This window comes from Caulobacter sp. GW821-FHT12A07 (genome assembly GCF_058807655.1).
The window spans coordinates 283,151-300,640 of record NZ_JBXAQX010000004.1; the positions used below are offsets into that span (position 1 = coordinate 283,151).

Consider the following 17,490-nt stretch of genomic DNA (forward strand, 5'->3'; position numbering starts at 1 on the left):
CATGCGATGGGCCTCATGCACGCGCCGCACGGCGCATCAGCAGATGGACGGGAACGCCGGCGGCCAGCAGCACCAGCCCCCACAGCACCGCTTCCTTGCCGGCGCCGAACAGGGTGAACACCGCATAGAGCCCGGCCAATACGGCGACGACGGTCAGCAGCCGCGAACCCGGCACGCGGCCGGCGTGTTGCAGCTTCAGCGCCGCCAGGGCGCAGGCCAGATAGGTGAACAGCGAGGCCGTGGTCGCCAAGAGGGCGATGAAGGTGAAGAGGTCGGCCATCGACTTGGCGTAGTTGATGCCCACCAGCACGCTCAGGAACAGGCCCGAGACCAGGTGCGCCCTCACCGGCGTCCCGCGCTTGGACGACTGGCCCAGAAAGGCCGGGAACACCCCGCCCCGGGCCATCGCATACGGCATCTCGCCCTGCAGCAGCACCCAGCCGTTCAGAGCCCCGAAGGCGCTGATGGCGGCGAAGGCGGCCACGGCCATGGCCGCGCCGGATCCCCAGAACCGGCCGATGAACTCGGCCATCGGGGCGTTGGAGGCCTTCAGCGCGTCGGGCGGCGACAGCAGCACCACCGCCGAGCAGACCAGCAGGTAGACGCCCCCGGTAAAGGCCGCGCCGAACAGGGTGGCGCGCGGGATGGTGCGGGCCGGGTCCTTGACCTTGTCGGCCGGCACCGTGGCCGACTCCAGGCCAAGCAAGGCCCAAAGGGTCAGGGCCGAGGCGGCGACGAGGCCCGGGCCGCCCAGGTCGGAGACCCGCAACGGCGCCGAGACGGCGGTCGATCCGGCCTGGGTCAGCAGCCAGGCCGACAGGCCCAGCACGGCGGCCAGCGGCAGCAGCTTGAGGACGGTGGTCACCACCTGCACCTCGCCGGCCAGCCTGGCGCCGAAGCAGTTCACGCCGATCAGCCCCCAGATCAGGCTCAGGGTCACCAGGGCGTGCAGGCCGGGGACCTTGGCGATGGCCGGGACCAGCACCGACAGATAGCTCACGGCCCCCGTGGCGATGGCGGCGTTGCCGACCCACAGCGAGATCCAGTACGCCCAGGCGACGATGAAGCCCGCCGCCGGCCCGAAGGCTTCCTGGGTGTAGGCGTAGGGCCCGCCCTCGCGCGGCAGGGCCGCCGCCAGCCGGGCGAAGACGAAGGCCAGGCAAAGGCCGCCGGCGATGGTGACGATCCAGCCCAGCACCCCGTTCCAGCCGTACGGGGCCAGCGAGGCCGGCAGCATGAAGACGCCCGAGCCGATCATGTTGCCGACGACCAGGGCGCTGCACATCCAGAAGCCGAGGGCCTTGGGCGCGGGCGTACTCATAAGGTCATGCTTTCACCAGCACGATGAACGCGCAACCGCCTCCATCCCGAAGGACGGAGGCGGCGCGTGCGTGGTCCGCGATCAGAACTTCTGGCCGAACTTCAGGCCCATCGTTCGTGGCTGGTTGGGGATCACATAGACGTTGTCGCCGCACACCGCCTCGGCGCACTGGACGAAGCGGTTGTTGCTGGCCCGCTTGTCGCCGACGTTGGTGATGTAGGCCGACAACGACCAGGTGTCGCGGCTGAGGCCCGCCGACAGGTCGAAGGTGACGAAGCCGCCGCCCGTCCCCAGGATGCCGGACTCGTAATCCCGCAGGTCGGAGAAGACGTCCGACTGGCCGACCCCCGAGCCCTGGACGAAGGCCCTGAACGAACCGGCGTCGAACTCGTAGCGGGCCGTGACGTTGGCCTTGTACTTGGGCGTCACCGGCAGGCGCGTGCCCGACGCCGCCTGCGGCGTGGCGCAGGTGGTCACCGGATTGCCGGCGCTGTCGGTGAAACCACAGTAGTTCTCGGCCAGCCGGGCGTCGGTATAGGCGGCCGCGGCGTTGATCGTCAGGCCGTGGATAACCGCCCAGGTGATGTCGGACTCCAGGCCCTTGATCTCGGCCGCGCCAGCGTTGCGGATTTCGGTCAGGCCGTTGGGGCCGAGGATCGAGAACTGGAACTTGTCCCACTTCTCGAAATAGGCCGCGCCGTTCCAGCGGAAGCGGTTCTGGGCCCAGCTGGTCTTCCAGCCGAACTCGTAGTTCTTCAGATAGTCCGACAGGTACGGCGCCAGGGTGCCGCGCCGGTTGATGCCGCCCGGCCGGAAGCCTTCCGAATAGGTGACGTAGACCAGCTTGTCGTCGTCGACCTTGTAGGTGAGGTTGAACTTGGGCGTGTTGCCCGTCTCCTTCACCCGCTTGTCGAGGTTGGTGCAGGGCGAGCCGGCGACGACCGGCCCCTTGAAGCACGCCGCCACGCCGGTGCCGCTGCTGTAGCCCGATCCATAGCCGTAGAAGCCGACCAGCGAGTTGTCGGCCTTGAAGAAGCGGATGCCCGCCGTCGCCGTCAGCTTGGGCAGGATGTCGAACGACACCTCGCCGAAGGCGGCGCTGTCGCGGTCGACGCGCTTCTGCTCGGTCAGCCAGATGGTGCCCGGATGGCCCTCCACCGACAGCGACTCGCCCAGGGCGTCGATCTTGTAGTCCTGGTGAATGCCGTGGGTCTGGCGCTGGTAGAACAGGCCGGCGACGAAGCGCAGGCGGTTCTCCTGCGGCGAGGACACGCGCAGCTCGTGGCTGACCTTGGAATAGCGGTCCTTGCCGTTGATGTACTGCGAGGGATCGACCGGATTGCCCGCGTCGTCGGTCCAGTAGGCGCCGTAGCCGTACAGCGTGTCGTAGAAGTAGGAGTAGTCAGTGTAGTCCTGCTCGGTCAGCACCGTCCGCTCCAGGTAGGAACCGGCATAGACGATGTCGAGGTTGCTGATCTTGCCCTCGACGGTCAGGGCCGCCTGCACCCAGCGGTCGTCGGCGCTTTCCGGATAGTAGTGGCTGATCTCCAGGTCGCCGACCTCGGGATCGTAGCCGGCGAAGCCGTTCGATTTCTGCACCTGGCCCATGACCTGGGGCGTGACCGACCAGTTGTCGCCGATATCGACCTTCACCGCCGCCCGGGCGCCGTAGGTCTCGGTGTCGTTGTAGTCCTTCTTGGCCACCCCATCGTTGTCGATGGTGACGCCCGAGGTCGGGTAGGTGCGGGTCGACGGCACGTTGTCGATATAGCCGCCGGTGCGCTTGCTCCAGCCGACCAGGCGCACGGCCACCGTGTCCGACAGCGGCTGGTTGACGAAGCCCTCGGCGACATAGCCCGCGTCGCCGCCGGCGATCGTGTTGACCTCCAGGTCGTAGCCGGCCTTGAAGCTGGCGGTGCTGGGCTTGTTGGTGATGATGCGGATGGTGCCGGCCTGCGAGCTGGCGCCGTACAGCGTGCCCTGCGGTCCGGCCAGGGCCTCGACCCGGGCGATGTCGTAGACGTGGATGTCGAGCGCGCCCTGGATCGTGGTGATCGGCTGCTCGTCCAGATAGATGCCGACGCTGGGCAGCGAGCCCGAGTGGTTGCCGTCGCCGCCGCTGGCCACGCCGCGCATATAGACCTGGTTGAAGCCCGAGCCCGAGCCGGTGAACGACACGCTGGGCAGGAACTTCACATAGTCGGCGAAATTGGTGACCTGCAGCTGCTGCAGCTTGGTCTCGCCCAGCGCCTGAATGCTGACCGGAACGTCCTGCAGGTTTTCCGAACGCTTCTGGGCGGTGACCACCACCTCTTCCAGCGCCACCCCGCCGTCCTGCGCCAAGGCCGCTCCCCCGAGCGCGCTTGACGACATCAGGGCCGTGACCAGCAGGCCCGACCTCATTGTTTTTGAACGCATAATCGGCACGTGTTCACTCCTTGGCCCCAAGGAGAACAACGTTCTTTCAGTTAATCTGAGGTCGCAAGCAGCAAAGCTTCACGTCGGCGCAATTCATGAGACTGTTGCAAAAACGGCAGTCTCGGAGCCCGGTGGTCAAATAACGGGCGCGGCGGGATAGGCGGTCAAAACCGGCCCGAGGGCCGCCTTCAGCGGATCCAGCCACGGTTCATAGTTGCGCCACTGATCGACGCCGTCCTTGAAAATCGGCTGGCGCACCTGCTCGGAGCTGGCGGTGCGCACGGCGCGGTCGTTCTGGTGGAAATTCAGGCATGCGTCCTCGAACGGCAGGCCGCAATGGTCGAGCAGCCGGCGAATCTCGGCCTCCGGCGACTCGACCATCTCCTCGTAGATCACCCGGTGCACGCGCCCCGGCAGCACGGCGTCGAAATGGGCCATCAGGTCCACATAGTCGGCGTAGTAGCGGCCGATGTCGGTCAGGCCGTAACTGAAGGTCTGGCCCCGCGCGAAGTGCTGCTTGAACCCCGAGAAGCAGCAGCCCAGCGGATGGCGCCGGGCGTCGATGATCCTGGCGTTCGGCAGCATCAGGTGGATCAGCCCGGCGTGCGCGAAGTTGTTGGGCATCTTGTCGACGAAGAACGGCCGGTCGGTCTTTCGCTGCACCCGGGTGCGCTCGAGATACTCCTCGCCAAGCGCCTTCAGGGCGTCGGCGTCGAGACCGGCCAGGGCCTCGGGATAGGCGCTCGCCCCGCCCTTCCCCGGCTTGCCGCCCAACCGCTTGGCGATGGCGATCACGTCGGGCAGCTCCATCGTGCCCTCGACCTGGGAATGGCTAGCCAGGATCTGCTCGATCAGGGTCGAGCCCGAGCGCGGCAGGCCGACGATGAAGATCGGGTCGGGCGCCGCGCTGCCCCGCCCCGCTCGCTCTGCGAAGAAGGACGGCGTGAACAGCGCCTTGCTGCGCGCCGCGTGGGCCGTGGTCTCGTCGGCGTCGTAGCGGATCTGCACCCGGCGCAGCTCCGCGCCCCTGGCGTAGTGGCGAAAGCTCTCCTCGTAGCGGCCGGCGTCCTCGAGCGCCTTGCCCAGGCCGTAGTGCAGGTGGAAGCGGTCCTCGTCGACCAGGTCGGCGACGGCCAGCTGGCCTTCCATCGTGGCCAGGTCGGCGTCGGAGAAGCGCAGGGTCTTGAGGTTGGCCAGGCTCCACCAGGCCTCGCCCAGCATCGGCGCCTGCTCTACGGCCTTGCGATAGGCCGCCTCGCACTCGGCGCGTCGGCCCAGGGTCTTCAGCGCGTGGCCATAGCTCATCCAGCCCTTCGGCTGATGCGGATGCCGGGCCAGCACGTCGCGATAGATGCCGACAGCCGCCTCATACTCGCCGATCCGCACCAGGGCGGCGGCGCGCAGGTTGGCGTAGGCCGGATGGCGCGGGTCGGCCGCCTGCAGCAGGTCGAGCTCGGCCAGCGCTTCCAGGGTCTTGTTCTGGCGATAGAGCAGGGTCGCCAGGTTGTGGCGGGCGGCGGTGAAGCCGGGCGTGAAGGCCAGGGTCTGGGTCAGGATCCGCTCGGCGTCCTCGTAGCGGCCCAGGCGCGCGGCCACCTCGGCCAGCATGCGCAGGGCGGCCGGCTCGTCGGGCCTGGCCGCCAGATAGGTTCGCAGGCCATGCTCGGCCTCCGCCAACCGTCCCTCGACCAGGGCCGAGGCGGCGGCGATCAGGGCCGGATCGCGCACCGAAGCCTGGATCTGGCGGTCGCCGGCGTCCTGCGCGCCAGCCATGTCGCCCAGCACTGTCAGCCCCACCGACAGCGCCCGCCAGGCCTCGCCGAGGCCAGGGTTCAGCATCGTCGCCCGCCGCAGCGCCGCCACCGCCTCCTGGGTGCGGCCAAGATCCAGCAGCACGAGACCGTGCTCCAGCTGCACCTCCGGGGCTTGAGACAGCGCGCGCGACAGCGGGTCGATCACCGGCAGGGCGGCCGCCGCATCGCCCGACAGCCGCAGGGCCGCGGCCAGGATCAGGGTCGCGCCGGGATGACGAGGGGCGGCCTCCAGGATCGCCAGGGCCTGTTCCCGCGCCAGTTCGGGATCATGCGACAGCAGTCGCGCCGCATGGGCGAGCGCCGTGGCCAGACTGCCCGTCGGCTCCGAAACCTGCCCCTGCATCTCACCCCGCCACGCTTCGCAACGGGGGTATCGGAGGGCGACGCTGGTCGGGTGTCAATCAGGCCGACGGCCAACGGCGCGAGGCGAAGGCGATTGCCCGGCGCGCGGGCCTAGGCGGGGTCCGGGGAAGCAGTCGCGCCGAACACCGGCAGAATGATCGGCCGGCTCAGGTTGCGGCCACGTACGCCGCTTTCGAGAAAGGCCTCGCATTGCGGAAAGAGCCCGGCCAGCCGCCGGGCCAGCCTGGCCGAGGCCTTCGCCGACCAGAAGCGGTTCGGCGCCAGCCAGGGCTTGCCCCAGAAATGATAGTACTTGCCCTTGCGCGGCACGAGATTGGCCTGGTCGAACGGCCTCTGCTCGCCGGCCCGCTCCCGCTCGACGGCCACCTGGAACCGCGGGCCCCGATACTTGTCAAACTGGATGGTGACCGACTTGAACAGGCCCTGCTCGGCCTTCTCCAGACGGATCTCCAGACCGCTGACCGCACGGCCGCGATCCCCGCATTCGAGGGTCACGGGAACATAGCCCGCATCGAGAAACCTCTGGAGAAACACCGCCTCCACCTGCTCGGCCAAGCCGCCGGTCCTGGGCCCGCACAGCCGGACCCATTTCGCGAACCGCTTGGGGCGCTGATAGGCCAGGGTCATCAGGAGCTCCCGGACGCAGGGCCGGCGGTCAGGCCCCGGCCTCGTCCACGGCGATGATCACCGGCTTGCCGCGCGACCAGGGCTCCCACCCCGCCGCCACGGCCGAGGCGATGGCCTTGCCCACCAGCTTCACGGGGATCTGCTCGGGCTTCAGCTGCGGCGCGCCGTAGCGGGGCTGCTCGCCCGGCGGAAACTCGATCACGACCTCGCGCTTGCCTTCCTTGTGGTGCACGCAGATCGCCATGCCGTGCCGCTCGACGGGATCCTTCGACCAGTGGGGCGTACGCTGCAGCCGCCAGACATAGGTCTCGCCGTCGACGTCGATCTCGAATTCGGGGTTCAGCTTGGTTCGCGCCATGTGGGGGTTGTTAGCCCGACGAACGCGTCCAGGCCAGCCCGTCCCGACCCGCGCTTGACTCATTTCGATGTTTAGCTAATCATCACATCATGAGCCAGGTGTTCAGAGCCCTTTCCGACCCGACCCGCCGCAAGGTGCTGCTGCTCCTGCGCGAAGGCCCCTTGAGCGCCGGCGAACTGGCCGATCAGTTCGACGTCTCCAAGCCGACCATGTCGGCCCATTTCGCGGTGCTGAAGGAGGCCGACCTGGTGCACGCCGAGAAGGCCGGCAAGTCCGTCATCTACCACCTGAAGCTCTCGGTGCTCGAAGAGGCGCTGCTGGGCTTCGTCCAGTCGTTCGGCCTCGGCGAAGACGCGCCGGCGCCCCCGTCGATCAAGCAGGAGATCGTACGATGAGCACGATGAAGAAGGACGTGATCGCCGACCTCGCCTGGGGAGTCGGCATCGTCGTGCTGGCCCTGGCCGCGAGCTTCGCGCGCAAGCTGGGCTATATCGACACCGACACCGTCAACAGGCTGGTCATGGGCGCCATCGGCCTGATGGTCGCCTGGTTCGGCAACCGCATGCCCAAGCGGTTCGTCCCCATCGCCTGGGCCCGCAAGGCGAACCGGGTCGGCGGATGGTCTATGGCGCTGAGCGGCCTCGTCTATGCCGGACTGTGGGCCTTCGCGCCGCCGCAGATCGCGGTGCTGGGCGGCTGCGGCGCGATCCTGGCGGGGCTGGCGGTGACGATCGGCTACTGCCTGTCGCTGCGGGCCAAGGCGAAGGCCGCCTGATCCGGACACGTCCCTACAGCCGGTCCCGCATCGCGTACCAGGAAAGCCCCGCCACCGTCAGCGGCCAGCGCAGCAGCCGCCCGCCAGGGAACGGCGGGGTCGGCAGGCGCGACAGCAGCTCCACCCCGCCCGTCTCGCCCAGGGCCGCGCCGGCCAGCAACTTGCCGAACCACGGCGCCAGCATCACCCCCTGCCCCGAATAGCCGGCCGCGACCCGCACGCCCGGCGCCAACTCGCGCACGAACGGCGCGCGGTGGACGGTGATCCCCAGGGTCCCGCCCCAGGCGTGGGTCACCGCAACGTCGGCCAACTGCGGATAGATCTTCAGCATGTGGCGGCGCACGAAGCCCCGCAGGTCCGGCGGAAAGCCCGGCCGGTAGTTCTCGCCGCCGCCGAACAGCAGCCGGCCGTCGGGGGTCTTGCGGAAGTAATTCACGACGAAGCGGCTGTCGGCCACGGCGGCGTTGGAGCGGATGATCGTCTCAGCCCGCTCTCCCAAGGGTTCGGTGGCCAGGACGAAGTTGTTGATCGGCATCACCCGGGCCCGGGCCTGCGGGCCCGCCAGCTCGTCGAGATAGCCGTCGCCGGTCAGGATCAGCTGATCGCACAGCACGCGGCCGGCGGCCGTCTCGACCACGATCTTGCCGCCCTCGCGGCGCCCCCCTTCCTTGCGCCAGGCTCGCGCGCGGCTGCGCTCGTGGATCGTCGCGCCCTTGGCCAGCGCCGCCTTCGCCAGGCCCAGCGCCAGGTTCAGCGGATGCAGGTGGCCGCCGCCGTTGTCGCGGGTTCCGCCGTGATAGACGCCCGTGCCCAGCTCTTCAGCCAGGGCGTCCTCGTCGATCAGTTCCAGCTCGTGATAGCCGTAGCGGGCGGCCATGAACTCGATGTGGTCGAGGTCCTCGCCCTCCCCGCCGCTCTTGTGGCGGGCGTGGATCATGCCCGGCGTGAAGTCGCAGGCGATGGCGTGCTCGGCGATCAGGGCCGACAGGTGCGAGCGGGCGTCCAGCGACATCTTCCACAGCGCTATCGCGTCGTCGCGGCCGACCGTCTTCTCCAGCCAGGCCTGGTCGTTGCGCTGGCCCGCATGCACCTGCCCGCCGTTGCGCCCCGAGGCGCCGGACCCGACCTGGGCGGCCTCCAGAACGACGACGGAGACTCCGCGCGAGGCCAGCTCCAGCGCCGCGCCCAGGCCGGTATAGCCCGCGCCGACCACGCAGACGTCGGCCGTGGTCTCGCCGTCGAGGGCGGGGAGCGGCGGCAGGGCGTGCGCCGTGGCGGCGTACCAGGAAGCGCTCGGGTGGCCGGTGTTCAGCATCTCCCTTCCCCCTTGATGGGGGAAGGGTCGGGGATGGGGGTGGAGCGGCGTCGGCCGCGCGAAGAACGCTGCGCGTTCACCCCCATCCGACCGCGGAGTTTATCCTTGGGCGCGCGCTTCGCGCGACCCGAGGGCGGCCACCTTCCCCCATCAAGGGGGAAGGCTCCCATCACGCTAAACATTCAGCAGCAGGAACTCCCGCTCCCACGGACTGATGGTGCGCATGAAGGTCTCGTACTCGGCCTGCTTCACCCGGACATAGGCGCTGCAGAAAGTCGTCCCGAGGATCTCGACCAGGGGCTTGGCGTCCTCGAACAGGGTCACCGACTCCAGCAGGCTGCGCGGCAGCTCGATCCCCCGGGCGCTGGCGTCGATCTCGACCGGCGCGGTGGGCGCCAGGTTCTGGGTCATGCCCAGGTAGCCGCAGGCCAGCACCGCGGCGATGGCCAGGTACGGATTGGCGTCGGACGAGGGGATGCGGTTCTCGACCCGGCGGTTGGCCGGATCCGACGGCGGCACCCGCAGGCCGCAGGTGCGGTTGTCGTAGCCCCACTGGGTGTTGACCGGCGCGCCGCTGTCGCGGGCGATGCGGCGGTAGCTGTTCACGTAGGGCGCCAGGATCGCCATGATCGCTGGCAGGTAACGCTGCTGGCCGGCGATGAAGGCGTAGAAGGCCGGCGTCGCCTCGCCCGTCTTGGGGTCGGAGAACAGGTTGTCGCCGTCCTCGGTCAGGATCGACTGGTGGATGTGCATGGCGCTGCCTGGCTCGCCGGCCATCGGTTTGGCCATGAAGGTGGCGTAGATGTCGTGCTCCAGCGCCGCCTCGCGGATGGTGCGCTTGAACATGAACACCTGGTCGGCCAGCTCCAGCGGCGTGCCGTGGCGCAGGTTGATCTCCATCTGGGCCACGCCGCTCTCGTGGATCAGGGTGTCGATCTCCAGGCCCTGGCGCTCCGAGTACTCGTACATGTCCTCGAACAGGGCGTCGAACTCGTTGACCGCGCTGATCGAATAGCCCTGGCGACCGCTCTCGGGCCGGCCCGAGCGGCCGATGGGAGGCTTCAGCGGATAGTCCCAGTCGATGTTCTTCTCGACGAGATAGAACTCGATCTCCGGCGCCACGATCGGGCTCCAGCCCTTCTCGCGATAGAGCGACAGCACCCGGCGCAGCACCTGGCGCGGGCTTTCCTCGACGGGCCGGCCGTCGGGGTGGAAGGCGTCGTGGATCACCTGGGCCGTCGGGTCCTGGGCCCAGGGCACGGTGGCCAGGGTCGCCAGGTCGGGCGTCAGGAAGATGTCGGTGTCCGACTGCACCGCGTTCACCGCCCCCTCGAACTCGGGGAAGTCGCCGGTGATGGTCTGGTAGAACACCGCCAGCGGCAGGTTCATCGACGGCGTGCCCAGGAACTTGCGCACCGGCATGATCTTGCCGCGCGCGACGCCAGCCAGATCGGGCACGACGCACTCGATCTCCTCGATGTTCTGGCTCCGGAACCAGGCCTGGGCCTCGTCCAGCGTCTTGACCCCCCGGGTGATCTTCGGACCGTCGTGGTTCTTCTTGTGCTTGGGCTTCATGGGGGCGCTCCTCGCGCTTGCTGAAGTCTGGGCTGATTGTTGAGGGTTGTCGTTCGGTCGCCTCGCTCAGGCGGTGTCCATGATAGGCTGCGGCATGACCCAATCCGATATCGATGCGGAATCCGACGAAGACGCCGAACGCCGCTTGGCGGCCGAAGCCGATATCGAGGCCGGTCGCTGCGTCCCACACGAACGGGTGCGCGAGTGGCTCAAGACGCTGGGCACGCCCGACCAGACACCCACGCCGTACTCCTGGCGGAAGTAGGCCGGCGCGGCGATCACCCCTCGCCCTCCTTCGGCTTCAGCGCCCGCAGCACCGGCTCGGCTTCGTCGAGCGACTTCCTGATGATCCCCACCAGTTCGTCGATCTGGGCCTTGGTGATGATCAGCGGCGGGCAGCAGACGATGCTGTCGCGGATGGCGCGGACCATCAGGCCGTTCTTGATGCAGAGGTCGCGCACGATCGGGCCGGCCTCGCCTTCCTTGTCGAGGAAGCGATGGTTGGTGCCCTTCTCGCGCACGATCTCGACCGCGCCGATCAGGCCCAGCGACCGGGTCTCGCCCACCAGCGGATGGTCGTTCAGCGAGGCCAGAGCCTGGGCCAGATAGGGGCCGGTCTCGTCGCGGGTGCGCTCGACCAGGCCCTCGCGCTCCATGATCTCGATGTTCTTCAGGGCCACGGCCGCTGCGGTCGGGTGACCGGAATAGGTGAAGCCGTGGATGAAATCGCCGCCCTTCTCGCGCAGTTCGGCGACGATGTGGTCGGCCACGCCCACGGCGCTGATCGGCAGGTAGCCGGACGACAGGCCCTTGGCCATGGCGATCAGGTCGGGCTTGATGCCGTAGTGCTGGTGGCCGAACCACTGGCCCAGCCGCCCGAAGCCGCAGATCACCTCGTCGCAGACCAGCAGGATGCCGTACTTGCGGCACAGGGCCTCGACCGCGGGCCAGTAGCCGTCCGGCGGGATGATCACCCCGCCCGCGCCCTGCACCGGCTCGCCGATGAAGGCGGCGACATTCTCAGGCCCGACCTCGAGGATCTTGTCCTCGATGGCCTGCACCGCCCGGTCGCGGAAGGCCGCCGGATCCTCGCCAAAGCCGTCGCCGAACGGATAGGGCTGCATCACGTGCTCGACGCCGGCGATCGGCAGGTCGCCCTGCTTGTGCATGTGCTTCATGCCGCCCAGCGAGACGCCGGCCACGGTCGAGCCGTGATAGGCGTTCCAGCGGCTGATGAAGACGGTGCGGCTGGGCTCGCCCTTGAGCTTCCAGTAATGGCGCACCAGGCGGAAGACCGTGTCGTTCGCCTCGGATCCCGACGAGTTGTAGAAGACGTGGGTCAGATGCCCGCCCATCTTCTGGGCGATCTTGGCCGCCAGCTCGATCGGCGGCGGCGTCGCGGTCTTGAAGAAGGTGTTGTAGTACGGCAGCTCAAGCATCTGGTCGTAGGCGGCCTTGGCCAGTTCCTCGCGACCGTAGCCGACATTGACGCACCACAGCCCGGCCATGCCGTCGAGGATCTGGTGGCCCTCGCCGTCATGGATGTAGACGCCCTCGGCCCGGGTGATGATCCGGCTGCCGCCCTGCTCGGCGATGACCTTGTGATCAGCCTGGGCCGGCAGGTGGTGGGCCAGATCCAGGCGCTTGAGCTCGGCGATGTCGTGGTTGCGGAGGGGGGCGGTCATGGAACGAACTCCTGGACGATCTTTTGTTTTTCTCCCTCCCCCCTTTGATGGGGGAAGGGCCGGGGATGGGGGTGACAGCCTGTCAGGTCATGGCGCGGGCCGAACCGCCGCAGTCACCCCCACCCCTGCCCCTCCCCCATCGAGGGGGAGGGGAAATTCCTTGCGCAGCGCCTGGCCGAACAGCTGGAAGAACGTCCGGCTCTGGGCGTTCTCCTCCGGCTTCCATTCCGGATGCCACTGCACGGCCAGCACCGGCGCGCCGTTGACGCTGGCTGACACCGCCTCGACGACGCCGTCCTGCGCCCGAGCCTCCACCGACAGGCCTTCGCCCAACCGGTCGACGCCCTGGTAGTGCACCGAATTGACCACCGCCCGCTCGGCACCGAAGGCCCTGGCCAGCACCCCGCCGGGGGTCAGGTCGACCGGGTGGCGATGGTCGAACATGCCGTTGAAGTCGACCTCGTCGGGCGCGTGGTGGGCGATCAGCTCGGCGCTGGTCGCCATGTCGCGCCGCAGGGAGCCGCCGAAGGCGACGTTGATCTCCTGGAAGCCCCGGCAGACGCCGAACACCGGCCGGCCGAGATCCAGCATGACCTCGATCAGGTCGCGGGTCATGGCGTCGCGATCGCGGTCGAACGGGCCGGGCGCGTCGTCCACCGCCTCGTCATAGAAGGCGGGATCGAGGTTCGACGGGCTGCCGGTCAGCAGCAGGCCATCCAGCCGGCCCGCGATCTCGGACGCTTTCATCAGCCCCGGCATCGACGGGACCAGCAGGGCCGCCGCATCGGCGTACTTCATCGCGCCGGCGACATAGCGGTTCATCACCGCCTGGGCCGGCTCGATCCCGACGGTGCGGGTGCAGCAGATGACGCCGGCGACGGGTCTCATGGGGTCACGACAGCAGCACCGCCGGCGAGCAGGCGTGCCAGGCGATCCACACCGCCTCGCCCAGCCGGAAGTCCTCCTGGTCCCAGCGCGTCAGGTTGGGCCGCTGCACCTTCACGCGGCGCCCGCCTGCGATTTCCACCTCGTAGGTCGAGATCCCGCCCAGATAGGCCTCGTGCTTGATGACCCCGGCCACGGCGTTGGCGCCCTTTGGGGCGTCGCCCATGTTCGGCGGCTCGCCGTCGTCGGGGCGCTTGTGCAGCTCGATCTTCTCGGGGCGGATCGCCGCCCACACCGTGCCGCCGCGCGGGCCGGTGACGCCGTGGTCGAGGAAGATGTCGGTGGGCAGGCCTTCGGACTTGATCACCGCGTGGCTCGGCTCGTCCACCGCCAGAACGCCCTCGAACAGGTTCACGCTGCCGATGAAGTCGGCCACCAGCCGGCTGTTGGGAAACTCGTAGAGGTCGTTGGGCGTGGCCACCTGCTGCAGCAGGCCCTTGCTCATCACCGCGCAGCGGCTGGCGAGCGCGAGCGCCTCGTCCTGGTCGTGGGTGACCATGATGAAGGTGATGCCGACCTTCTCCTGCAGGGTGCACAGCTCGGTGCGCATCTGCTCGCGCAGCTTGGCGTCCAGGGCCGACAGCGGCTCGTCCAGCAGCAAGACGCGCGGACGTTTCACCAGCGCCCGGGCCAGGGCCACACGCTGCCGCTGCCCGCCCGACAGCTGGTCGGGCTTGCGATGGCCAAGGCCGCCCAGCTGCACCAGCTCCAGCGCCTCCTCCACCCGGCGGTCGCGCTCGGCCTTGCCGACGCGGTCGACCTTCAGGCCGTAGGCGACGTTGTCGGCCACGGTCATGTGCGGGAACACGGCGTAGGACTGGAACACCATGTTCACCGGCCGCTTGTTCGGCGGCACGTTGGAGATGTCCTGGCCGTCGATCAGGATCCGCCCCTCGGTGGGCGTCTCGAACCCGGCCAGCATGCGCAGCAGGGTGGTCTTGCCGCAGCCCGACGGCCCCAGCAGGGCGAAGAACTCGCCCTCCCTGATGCTCAGCGAGACGTTGTCCACCGCCGCCAGCTTGCCGAAGCGCTTGGTGACGTTCTCGAAGGTGATGATGGGTTTGGGTTCGGTCACTTGCTCATTCCCCCCGAAAACTTCAGCGCCCAAGGCCCCCTCCGGCCCTCCGGGCCACCTCCCCCAGAGGGGGAGGATCTAGAGGCGTCGCACCAGATGCTCCCCCTCTGGGGGAGCTGTCGCGGAGCGACTGAGGGGGTTTCCAGCGCAATCATTTGCCGTCGCCCCCATGCGCCCCGGCCGTCGCGGCCGGATCGCCCTGCAGCTTCAGCGCCACGGCGGTCAGGATGACGGTCAGCACGATCAGTATGGTCGAGGCCGCATTGACCTCGGGCGTCACCGAGAAACGCACCATTGAATAGACCTTCACCGGGAAGGTCACGGTGTCGGGCCCCGCCGTGAAGAAGGTGATGACGAAGTCGTCGAGGCTCAGCGTGAAGGCCAGCAGCGCCCCCGCCACCAGCGACGGCGTCATGTGCGGCAGGATCACGTCCTTGATGGTGCGGAACTCGCCGGCCCCGAGATCCCGGGCGGCCTCCTCCAGTTCGCGGTTGAAGCTGGCCATGCGCGCGCGCACCACCACCGCCACGAACGGGAACGAGAAGGTCACGTGGGCGATGATGATCGCCCCCAGGTTCAGCGGCCAGATCATCCCCTGCGGCCAGGGCAGCACCTTGGCGAAGAACACCAGCATGCCCACGCCCATGCAGATCTCGGGCACCACGATCGGCAGGGCCAGGCCTCCGTCCACCACCGTCTTGCCCGGGAACCGGAACCGCCACAGGGCCAGGGCGACCATGGCCCCGAGCACGACGCTGAGCACGGTCGAGACCGCCGCGATGGTCAGGCTGTTGGCGAAGGCCTCGATCAGGCCGTCGTTGTTGAAGGCCTTCTCGTAGTATTTGAGGGTGAAGCCCTTCCAGACGATGTTGCGCCGGCTGTCGTTGAAGCTGAAGGCCATCAGGGCCACCAGCGGCGCGTAGAGGAAGATCCCCACGCCCGCCAGCCACAGCCGGATCGGCCAGCGGCGCAGGTATTCGAGCGGACCGGGCGGCGAACGCTTGGTCATCCCACGCCCTCCTTCTTCTTGCCGCGCGACAGCAGGGCCTGCACGGCGATGGCGATGAAGGTCAGGTACATCAGCAGGAACGACAGGGCCGCGCCGAACGGCCAATCGTTGGCGCGCTTGAACTGGCGCTCGATGACGTTGGCGATCATCTGACTGTCGGGACCGCCCAGCAGGTCAGGCGTGAGGTACGCGCCCAGGGCCGGGATGAAGGTGATCAGGATCCCCGAGGCGATGCCCGGCAGGGCCAGGGGCACGACGATGCGGAACAGGGTGCGCAGGTGCCCGGCGCCGAGGTCGAGGCTGGCCTCCAGCAGCGACTTGTCCAGCCGGTCCAGCGCCGAATAGAGCGGCAGCACCATGAACGGCAGGTGCACGTAGACGAGGCCCAGGATCACCGCGAAATTGTTGTGCAGCAGCTCCAGCGGCTGGAACGCCCCCAGCGGCGCGATCTTGGACGCCAGGGTCCAGATCCACTCGTAGCCCTGGTTGATGTAGCCCTCGGTGCGCAGCACGGCGATCAGGGCGTAGGTGCGGATCAGCAGGTTCGTCCAGAACGGCAGCATGACCAGCAGCAGCAGCCAGGTCTTGGCCTTCTGCGAGGCGAAGGTGATGGCCAGGGCCACCGGGAAGCCGATCACCAGGCACAGGGCCGTCGTCAGCGCCGCCACCCAGGCCGACTTGACGAAGATCTTCAGATACAGCGGCTCCAGCGCCCGGGCGTAGTTGGCGATCGTGCCGGTGAACGAGATCTCGGTCAGCCCGACATTGTGGCCGAAGCTGTAGGCCCAGACGATCGCCATCGGCGCGACGAAGAACACCACCAGCCAGACCAGCGGCGGTCCCAGCGCGGCGGCGAACACCGCCTTGGCCTTCTTCCAGCTCTGTTCCATTGAGCGCTCCAAGATCCTCCCCCTCTGGGGGAGGTGTCGGCGAAGCCGACGGAGGGGGGTGTGGCCGCGAGGGCGAGGCGCTCAGCGGAAGCTGAAAACGTCCCCCCTCCGGCCCTCCGGGCCACCTCCCCCAGAGGGGGAGGATCGCCGGCCTTAAGCCGCCCGCACGCGGGTAATGATCTCCTCGTAGAGGCTGGCCTTTTCCGCCCCTTCGAAGGCCCCGTACTCGCACTTGGACATGATGTCGGCGGGCGGGAAGATCACCTTGTTGTTCTTGTAGTCCTCCGGCATCAGCGCCTTGGCCGCGGCGTTGGGCGTCGGATAGAGGATGGTCTTGCTGATCGCGGCGCCGGCCTGGGCGTCGAGCAGGTAGTTGATGAACTTGTGCGCGTTGTTCGGACGCGGCGCGCCCTTGGGGATGCACAGGGTGTCGGAGTTGATCAGCGAGCCTTCCTTGGGCACGACGAAGTCGATGTCGTCGTCGTCCTTCATCGCCTGGGCGATGTCGCCGTTGTACTCGAGCACCACGTCCACCTCGCCGGACAGCAGCAGGTCCTGGCCGTTGTCGTCGTGGAAGGCCTTCACGAACGGCTTCTGCTTGATCAGCATCTGCTCGATCTTCGGCAGCAGGTCGGCCGGGATGGCGTTGACCGAATGGCCCAGGTACTTGGCCGACAGACGCACCAGGTCGGCGCTTTCCGACAGCAGGCCGATCTTGCCGGCGTACTGGTTGCTGTCGAACAGCCACTTCCAGCTGTCGGGAACGCCCTTCACCTTGCTCTTGCGATAGCCGATGCCCAGCACCAGCCAGGTGTAGGGCATCGAGAACTTGCGGCCCTTGTCGTAGTCCGGGTCCAGGAAGGCCGGGTCGATGTTCTTGATGTTCGGGATCTTGGCGTGGTCCAGCGGCTCCAGCATGCCGGCCTCGGCCATGCGGGTGACGAATTCGTTGGACGGCACGATCACGTCGAAGCCCGGATTGCCCGCCTTCAGCTTGGCGAACAGTTCGTCGTTGGTGGCGAACAGGCTCATATTGACGTCGACGCCCGTGGCCTTCTTGAAGTCGCCCAGGGTCGTCTCGCCGATATAGGTGTCCCAGTTGTAGAAGTTCAGCTTGTTCTCTTCGCCGCCGGCCTCGCCGGGCTTTGGCTTCTCGCCGCAGGCGGTGAACGACAGGCCGATGGCCGCCGCCCCGAAGGCGGTCAGCAGAGAGCGGCGCGACGCGCCCAGAATACGATTGCTCATGGCCTCGAAACTCCCTCTTTCGTTCGCATGAAGCGGACGAGGCCCCTTCCCCGCCGCCGGTTCAACCCAAAGCCT

At 68.2% G+C, this 17,490-nt stretch carries 16 protein-coding genes; 3 read left to right on the forward strand and 13 right to left on the reverse strand.

What is annotated here, in order from left to right; genetic code table 11:
• Nucleotides 1–13: 13 nt before the first annotated feature.
• The 5 genes from AC1RRS_RS10785 to AC1RRS_RS10805 all read right to left on the reverse strand — a co-directional run bounded on the left by AC1RRS_RS10785 (nucleotide 14) and on the right by AC1RRS_RS10805 (nucleotide 6,901).
• Nucleotides 14–1,321: an APC family permease gene (locus tag AC1RRS_RS10785; RefSeq protein WP_492855153.1), complete on the reverse strand. Its 1,308-nt coding sequence runs from the start codon at nucleotides 1,319–1,321 to the stop codon at nucleotides 14–16.
• A gap of 81 nt (nucleotides 1,322–1,402) precedes the next feature.
• Complete coding sequence (locus tag AC1RRS_RS10790) at nucleotides 1,403–3,739, reverse strand: TonB-dependent receptor (protein ID WP_492855154.1); 2,337 nt, start codon at nucleotides 3,737–3,739, stop codon at nucleotides 1,403–1,405.
• A gap of 135 nt (nucleotides 3,740–3,874) precedes the next feature.
• A complete protein-coding gene (locus AC1RRS_RS10795; RefSeq protein WP_492855155.1) occupies nucleotides 3,875–5,896 on the reverse strand; it encodes a tetratricopeptide repeat-containing sulfotransferase family protein in 2,022 nt (673 codons plus the stop codon).
• Between the two features lie 110 nt (nucleotides 5,897–6,006).
• Nucleotides 6,007–6,543, reverse strand: a complete 537-nt coding sequence (locus AC1RRS_RS10800; protein WP_492855156.1) for a hypothetical protein — start codon at nucleotides 6,541–6,543, stop codon at nucleotides 6,007–6,009.
• Nucleotides 6,544–6,571: 28 nt separating this feature from the next.
• Entirely contained in the window at nucleotides 6,572–6,901 is a 330-nt protein-coding gene (locus tag AC1RRS_RS10805; protein WP_492855157.1) for a hypothetical protein, read from the reverse strand.
• A gap of 89 nt (nucleotides 6,902–6,990) precedes the next feature.
• On the opposite strand from AC1RRS_RS10805, the gene AC1RRS_RS10810 reads away from it, so the two are divergent.
• Both AC1RRS_RS10810 and AC1RRS_RS10815 read left to right on the forward strand, forming a co-directional pair.
• Complete coding sequence (locus tag AC1RRS_RS10810) at nucleotides 6,991–7,296, forward strand: autorepressor SdpR family transcription factor (RefSeq protein WP_492855158.1); 306 nt, start codon at nucleotides 6,991–6,993, stop codon at nucleotides 7,294–7,296.
• Nucleotides 7,293–7,676, forward strand: a complete 384-nt coding sequence (locus tag AC1RRS_RS10815) for an SdpI family protein (protein WP_492855159.1) — start codon at nucleotides 7,293–7,295, stop codon at nucleotides 7,674–7,676. Before AC1RRS_RS10810 ends, AC1RRS_RS10815 begins: the two co-directional genes overlap by 4 nt.
• Before the next feature lie 13 nt (nucleotides 7,677–7,689).
• Here the strand turns inward: AC1RRS_RS10815 and AC1RRS_RS10820 are convergent, their stop codons facing one another.
• Complete coding sequence (locus AC1RRS_RS10820; RefSeq protein WP_492855160.1) at nucleotides 7,690–8,991, reverse strand: NAD(P)/FAD-dependent oxidoreductase; 1,302 nt, start codon at nucleotides 8,989–8,991, stop codon at nucleotides 7,690–7,692.
• A 174-nt stretch (nucleotides 8,992–9,165) separates the two neighbouring features.
• On the reverse strand, nucleotides 9,166–10,566 hold the full coding sequence (locus AC1RRS_RS10825) for a glutamine synthetase family protein (RefSeq protein ID WP_110121895.1): 1,401 nt from the start codon (nucleotides 10,564–10,566) through the stop codon (nucleotides 9,166–9,168).
• Between the two features lie 94 nt (nucleotides 10,567–10,660).
• Here AC1RRS_RS10825 and AC1RRS_RS10830 point away from each other — a divergent pair, with 94 nt between their 5' ends.
• Nucleotides 10,661–10,831, forward strand: coding sequence for an antitoxin (locus AC1RRS_RS10830; protein WP_492855161.1), 171 nt, complete (start codon nucleotides 10,661–10,663; stop codon nucleotides 10,829–10,831).
• A gap of 13 nt (nucleotides 10,832–10,844) precedes the next feature.
• Here AC1RRS_RS10830 and AC1RRS_RS10835 read toward each other — a convergent pair whose 3' ends face one another.
• From AC1RRS_RS10835 to AC1RRS_RS10860, 6 genes are all read right to left on the reverse strand, one after another.
• A complete protein-coding gene (locus AC1RRS_RS10835; protein ID WP_492855162.1) occupies nucleotides 10,845–12,251 on the reverse strand; it encodes an aspartate aminotransferase family protein in 1,407 nt (468 codons plus the stop codon).
• Nucleotides 12,252–12,338: 87 nt separating this feature from the next.
• Nucleotides 12,339–13,139: a gamma-glutamyl-gamma-aminobutyrate hydrolase family protein gene (locus AC1RRS_RS10840; RefSeq protein WP_492855163.1), complete on the reverse strand. Its 801-nt coding sequence runs from the start codon at nucleotides 13,137–13,139 to the stop codon at nucleotides 12,339–12,341.
• A 4-nt stretch (nucleotides 13,140–13,143) separates the two neighbouring features.
• On the reverse strand, nucleotides 13,144–14,271 hold the full coding sequence (locus tag AC1RRS_RS10845; protein ID WP_487287800.1) for an ABC transporter ATP-binding protein: 1,128 nt from the start codon (nucleotides 14,269–14,271) through the stop codon (nucleotides 13,144–13,146).
• 151 nt (nucleotides 14,272–14,422) lie between these two features.
• Nucleotides 14,423–15,280: an ABC transporter permease gene (locus AC1RRS_RS10850; RefSeq protein ID WP_492855164.1), complete on the reverse strand. Its 858-nt coding sequence runs from the start codon at nucleotides 15,278–15,280 to the stop codon at nucleotides 14,423–14,425.
• On the reverse strand, nucleotides 15,277–16,182 hold the full coding sequence (locus AC1RRS_RS10855) for an ABC transporter permease (protein ID WP_487287802.1): 906 nt from the start codon (nucleotides 16,180–16,182) through the stop codon (nucleotides 15,277–15,279). The genes AC1RRS_RS10850 and AC1RRS_RS10855 overlap by 4 nt, the downstream gene beginning before the upstream one ends.
• A gap of 141 nt (nucleotides 16,183–16,323) precedes the next feature.
• Nucleotides 16,324–17,415 carry an ABC transporter substrate-binding protein gene (locus tag AC1RRS_RS10860; RefSeq protein WP_110121424.1) on the reverse strand — a complete coding sequence of 364 codons (1,092 nt, stop codon included), beginning with the start codon at nucleotides 17,413–17,415 and terminating at the stop codon, nucleotides 16,324–16,326.
• Nucleotides 17,416–17,490 lie beyond the last annotated feature (75 nt).

Coding starts and splice junctions, on each gene's coding strand:
- AC1RRS_RS10785 (WP_492855153.1), bottom strand. CDS start 1,321: ATGAGTACGCCCGCGCCCAAGGCCCTCGGCTTCTGGATGTGCAGCGCC.
- AC1RRS_RS10790 (WP_492855154.1), bottom strand. CDS start 3,739: ATGCGTTCAAAAACAATGAGGTCGGGCCTGCTGGTCACGGCCCTGATG.
- AC1RRS_RS10795 (WP_492855155.1), bottom strand. CDS start 5,896: ATGCAGGGGCAGGTTTCGGAGCCGACGGGCAGTCTGGCCACGGCGCTC.
- AC1RRS_RS10800 (WP_492855156.1), bottom strand. CDS start 6,543: ATGACCCTGGCCTATCAGCGCCCCAAGCGGTTCGCGAAATGGGTCCGG.
- AC1RRS_RS10805 (WP_492855157.1), bottom strand. CDS start 6,901: ATGGCGCGAACCAAGCTGAACCCCGAATTCGAGATCGACGTCGACGGC.
- AC1RRS_RS10810 (WP_492855158.1), top strand. CDS start 6,991: ATGAGCCAGGTGTTCAGAGCCCTTTCCGACCCGACCCGCCGCAAGGTG.
- AC1RRS_RS10815 (WP_492855159.1), top strand. CDS start 7,293: ATGAGCACGATGAAGAAGGACGTGATCGCCGACCTCGCCTGGGGAGTC.
- AC1RRS_RS10820 (WP_492855160.1), bottom strand. CDS start 8,991: ATGCTGAACACCGGCCACCCGAGCGCTTCCTGGTACGCCGCCACGGCG.
- AC1RRS_RS10825 (WP_110121895.1), bottom strand. CDS start 10,566: ATGAAGCCCAAGCACAAGAAGAACCACGACGGTCCGAAGATCACCCGG.
- AC1RRS_RS10830 (WP_492855161.1), top strand. CDS start 10,661: ATGACCCAATCCGATATCGATGCGGAATCCGACGAAGACGCCGAACGC.
- AC1RRS_RS10835 (WP_492855162.1), bottom strand. CDS start 12,251: ATGACCGCCCCCCTCCGCAACCACGACATCGCCGAGCTCAAGCGCCTG.
- AC1RRS_RS10840 (WP_492855163.1), bottom strand. CDS start 13,139: ATGAGACCCGTCGCCGGCGTCATCTGCTGCACCCGCACCGTCGGGATC.
- AC1RRS_RS10850 (WP_492855164.1), bottom strand. CDS start 15,280: ATGACCAAGCGTTCGCCGCCCGGTCCGCTCGAATACCTGCGCCGCTGG.
- AC1RRS_RS10860 (WP_110121424.1), bottom strand. CDS start 17,415: ATGAGCAATCGTATTCTGGGCGCGTCGCGCCGCTCTCTGCTGACCGCC.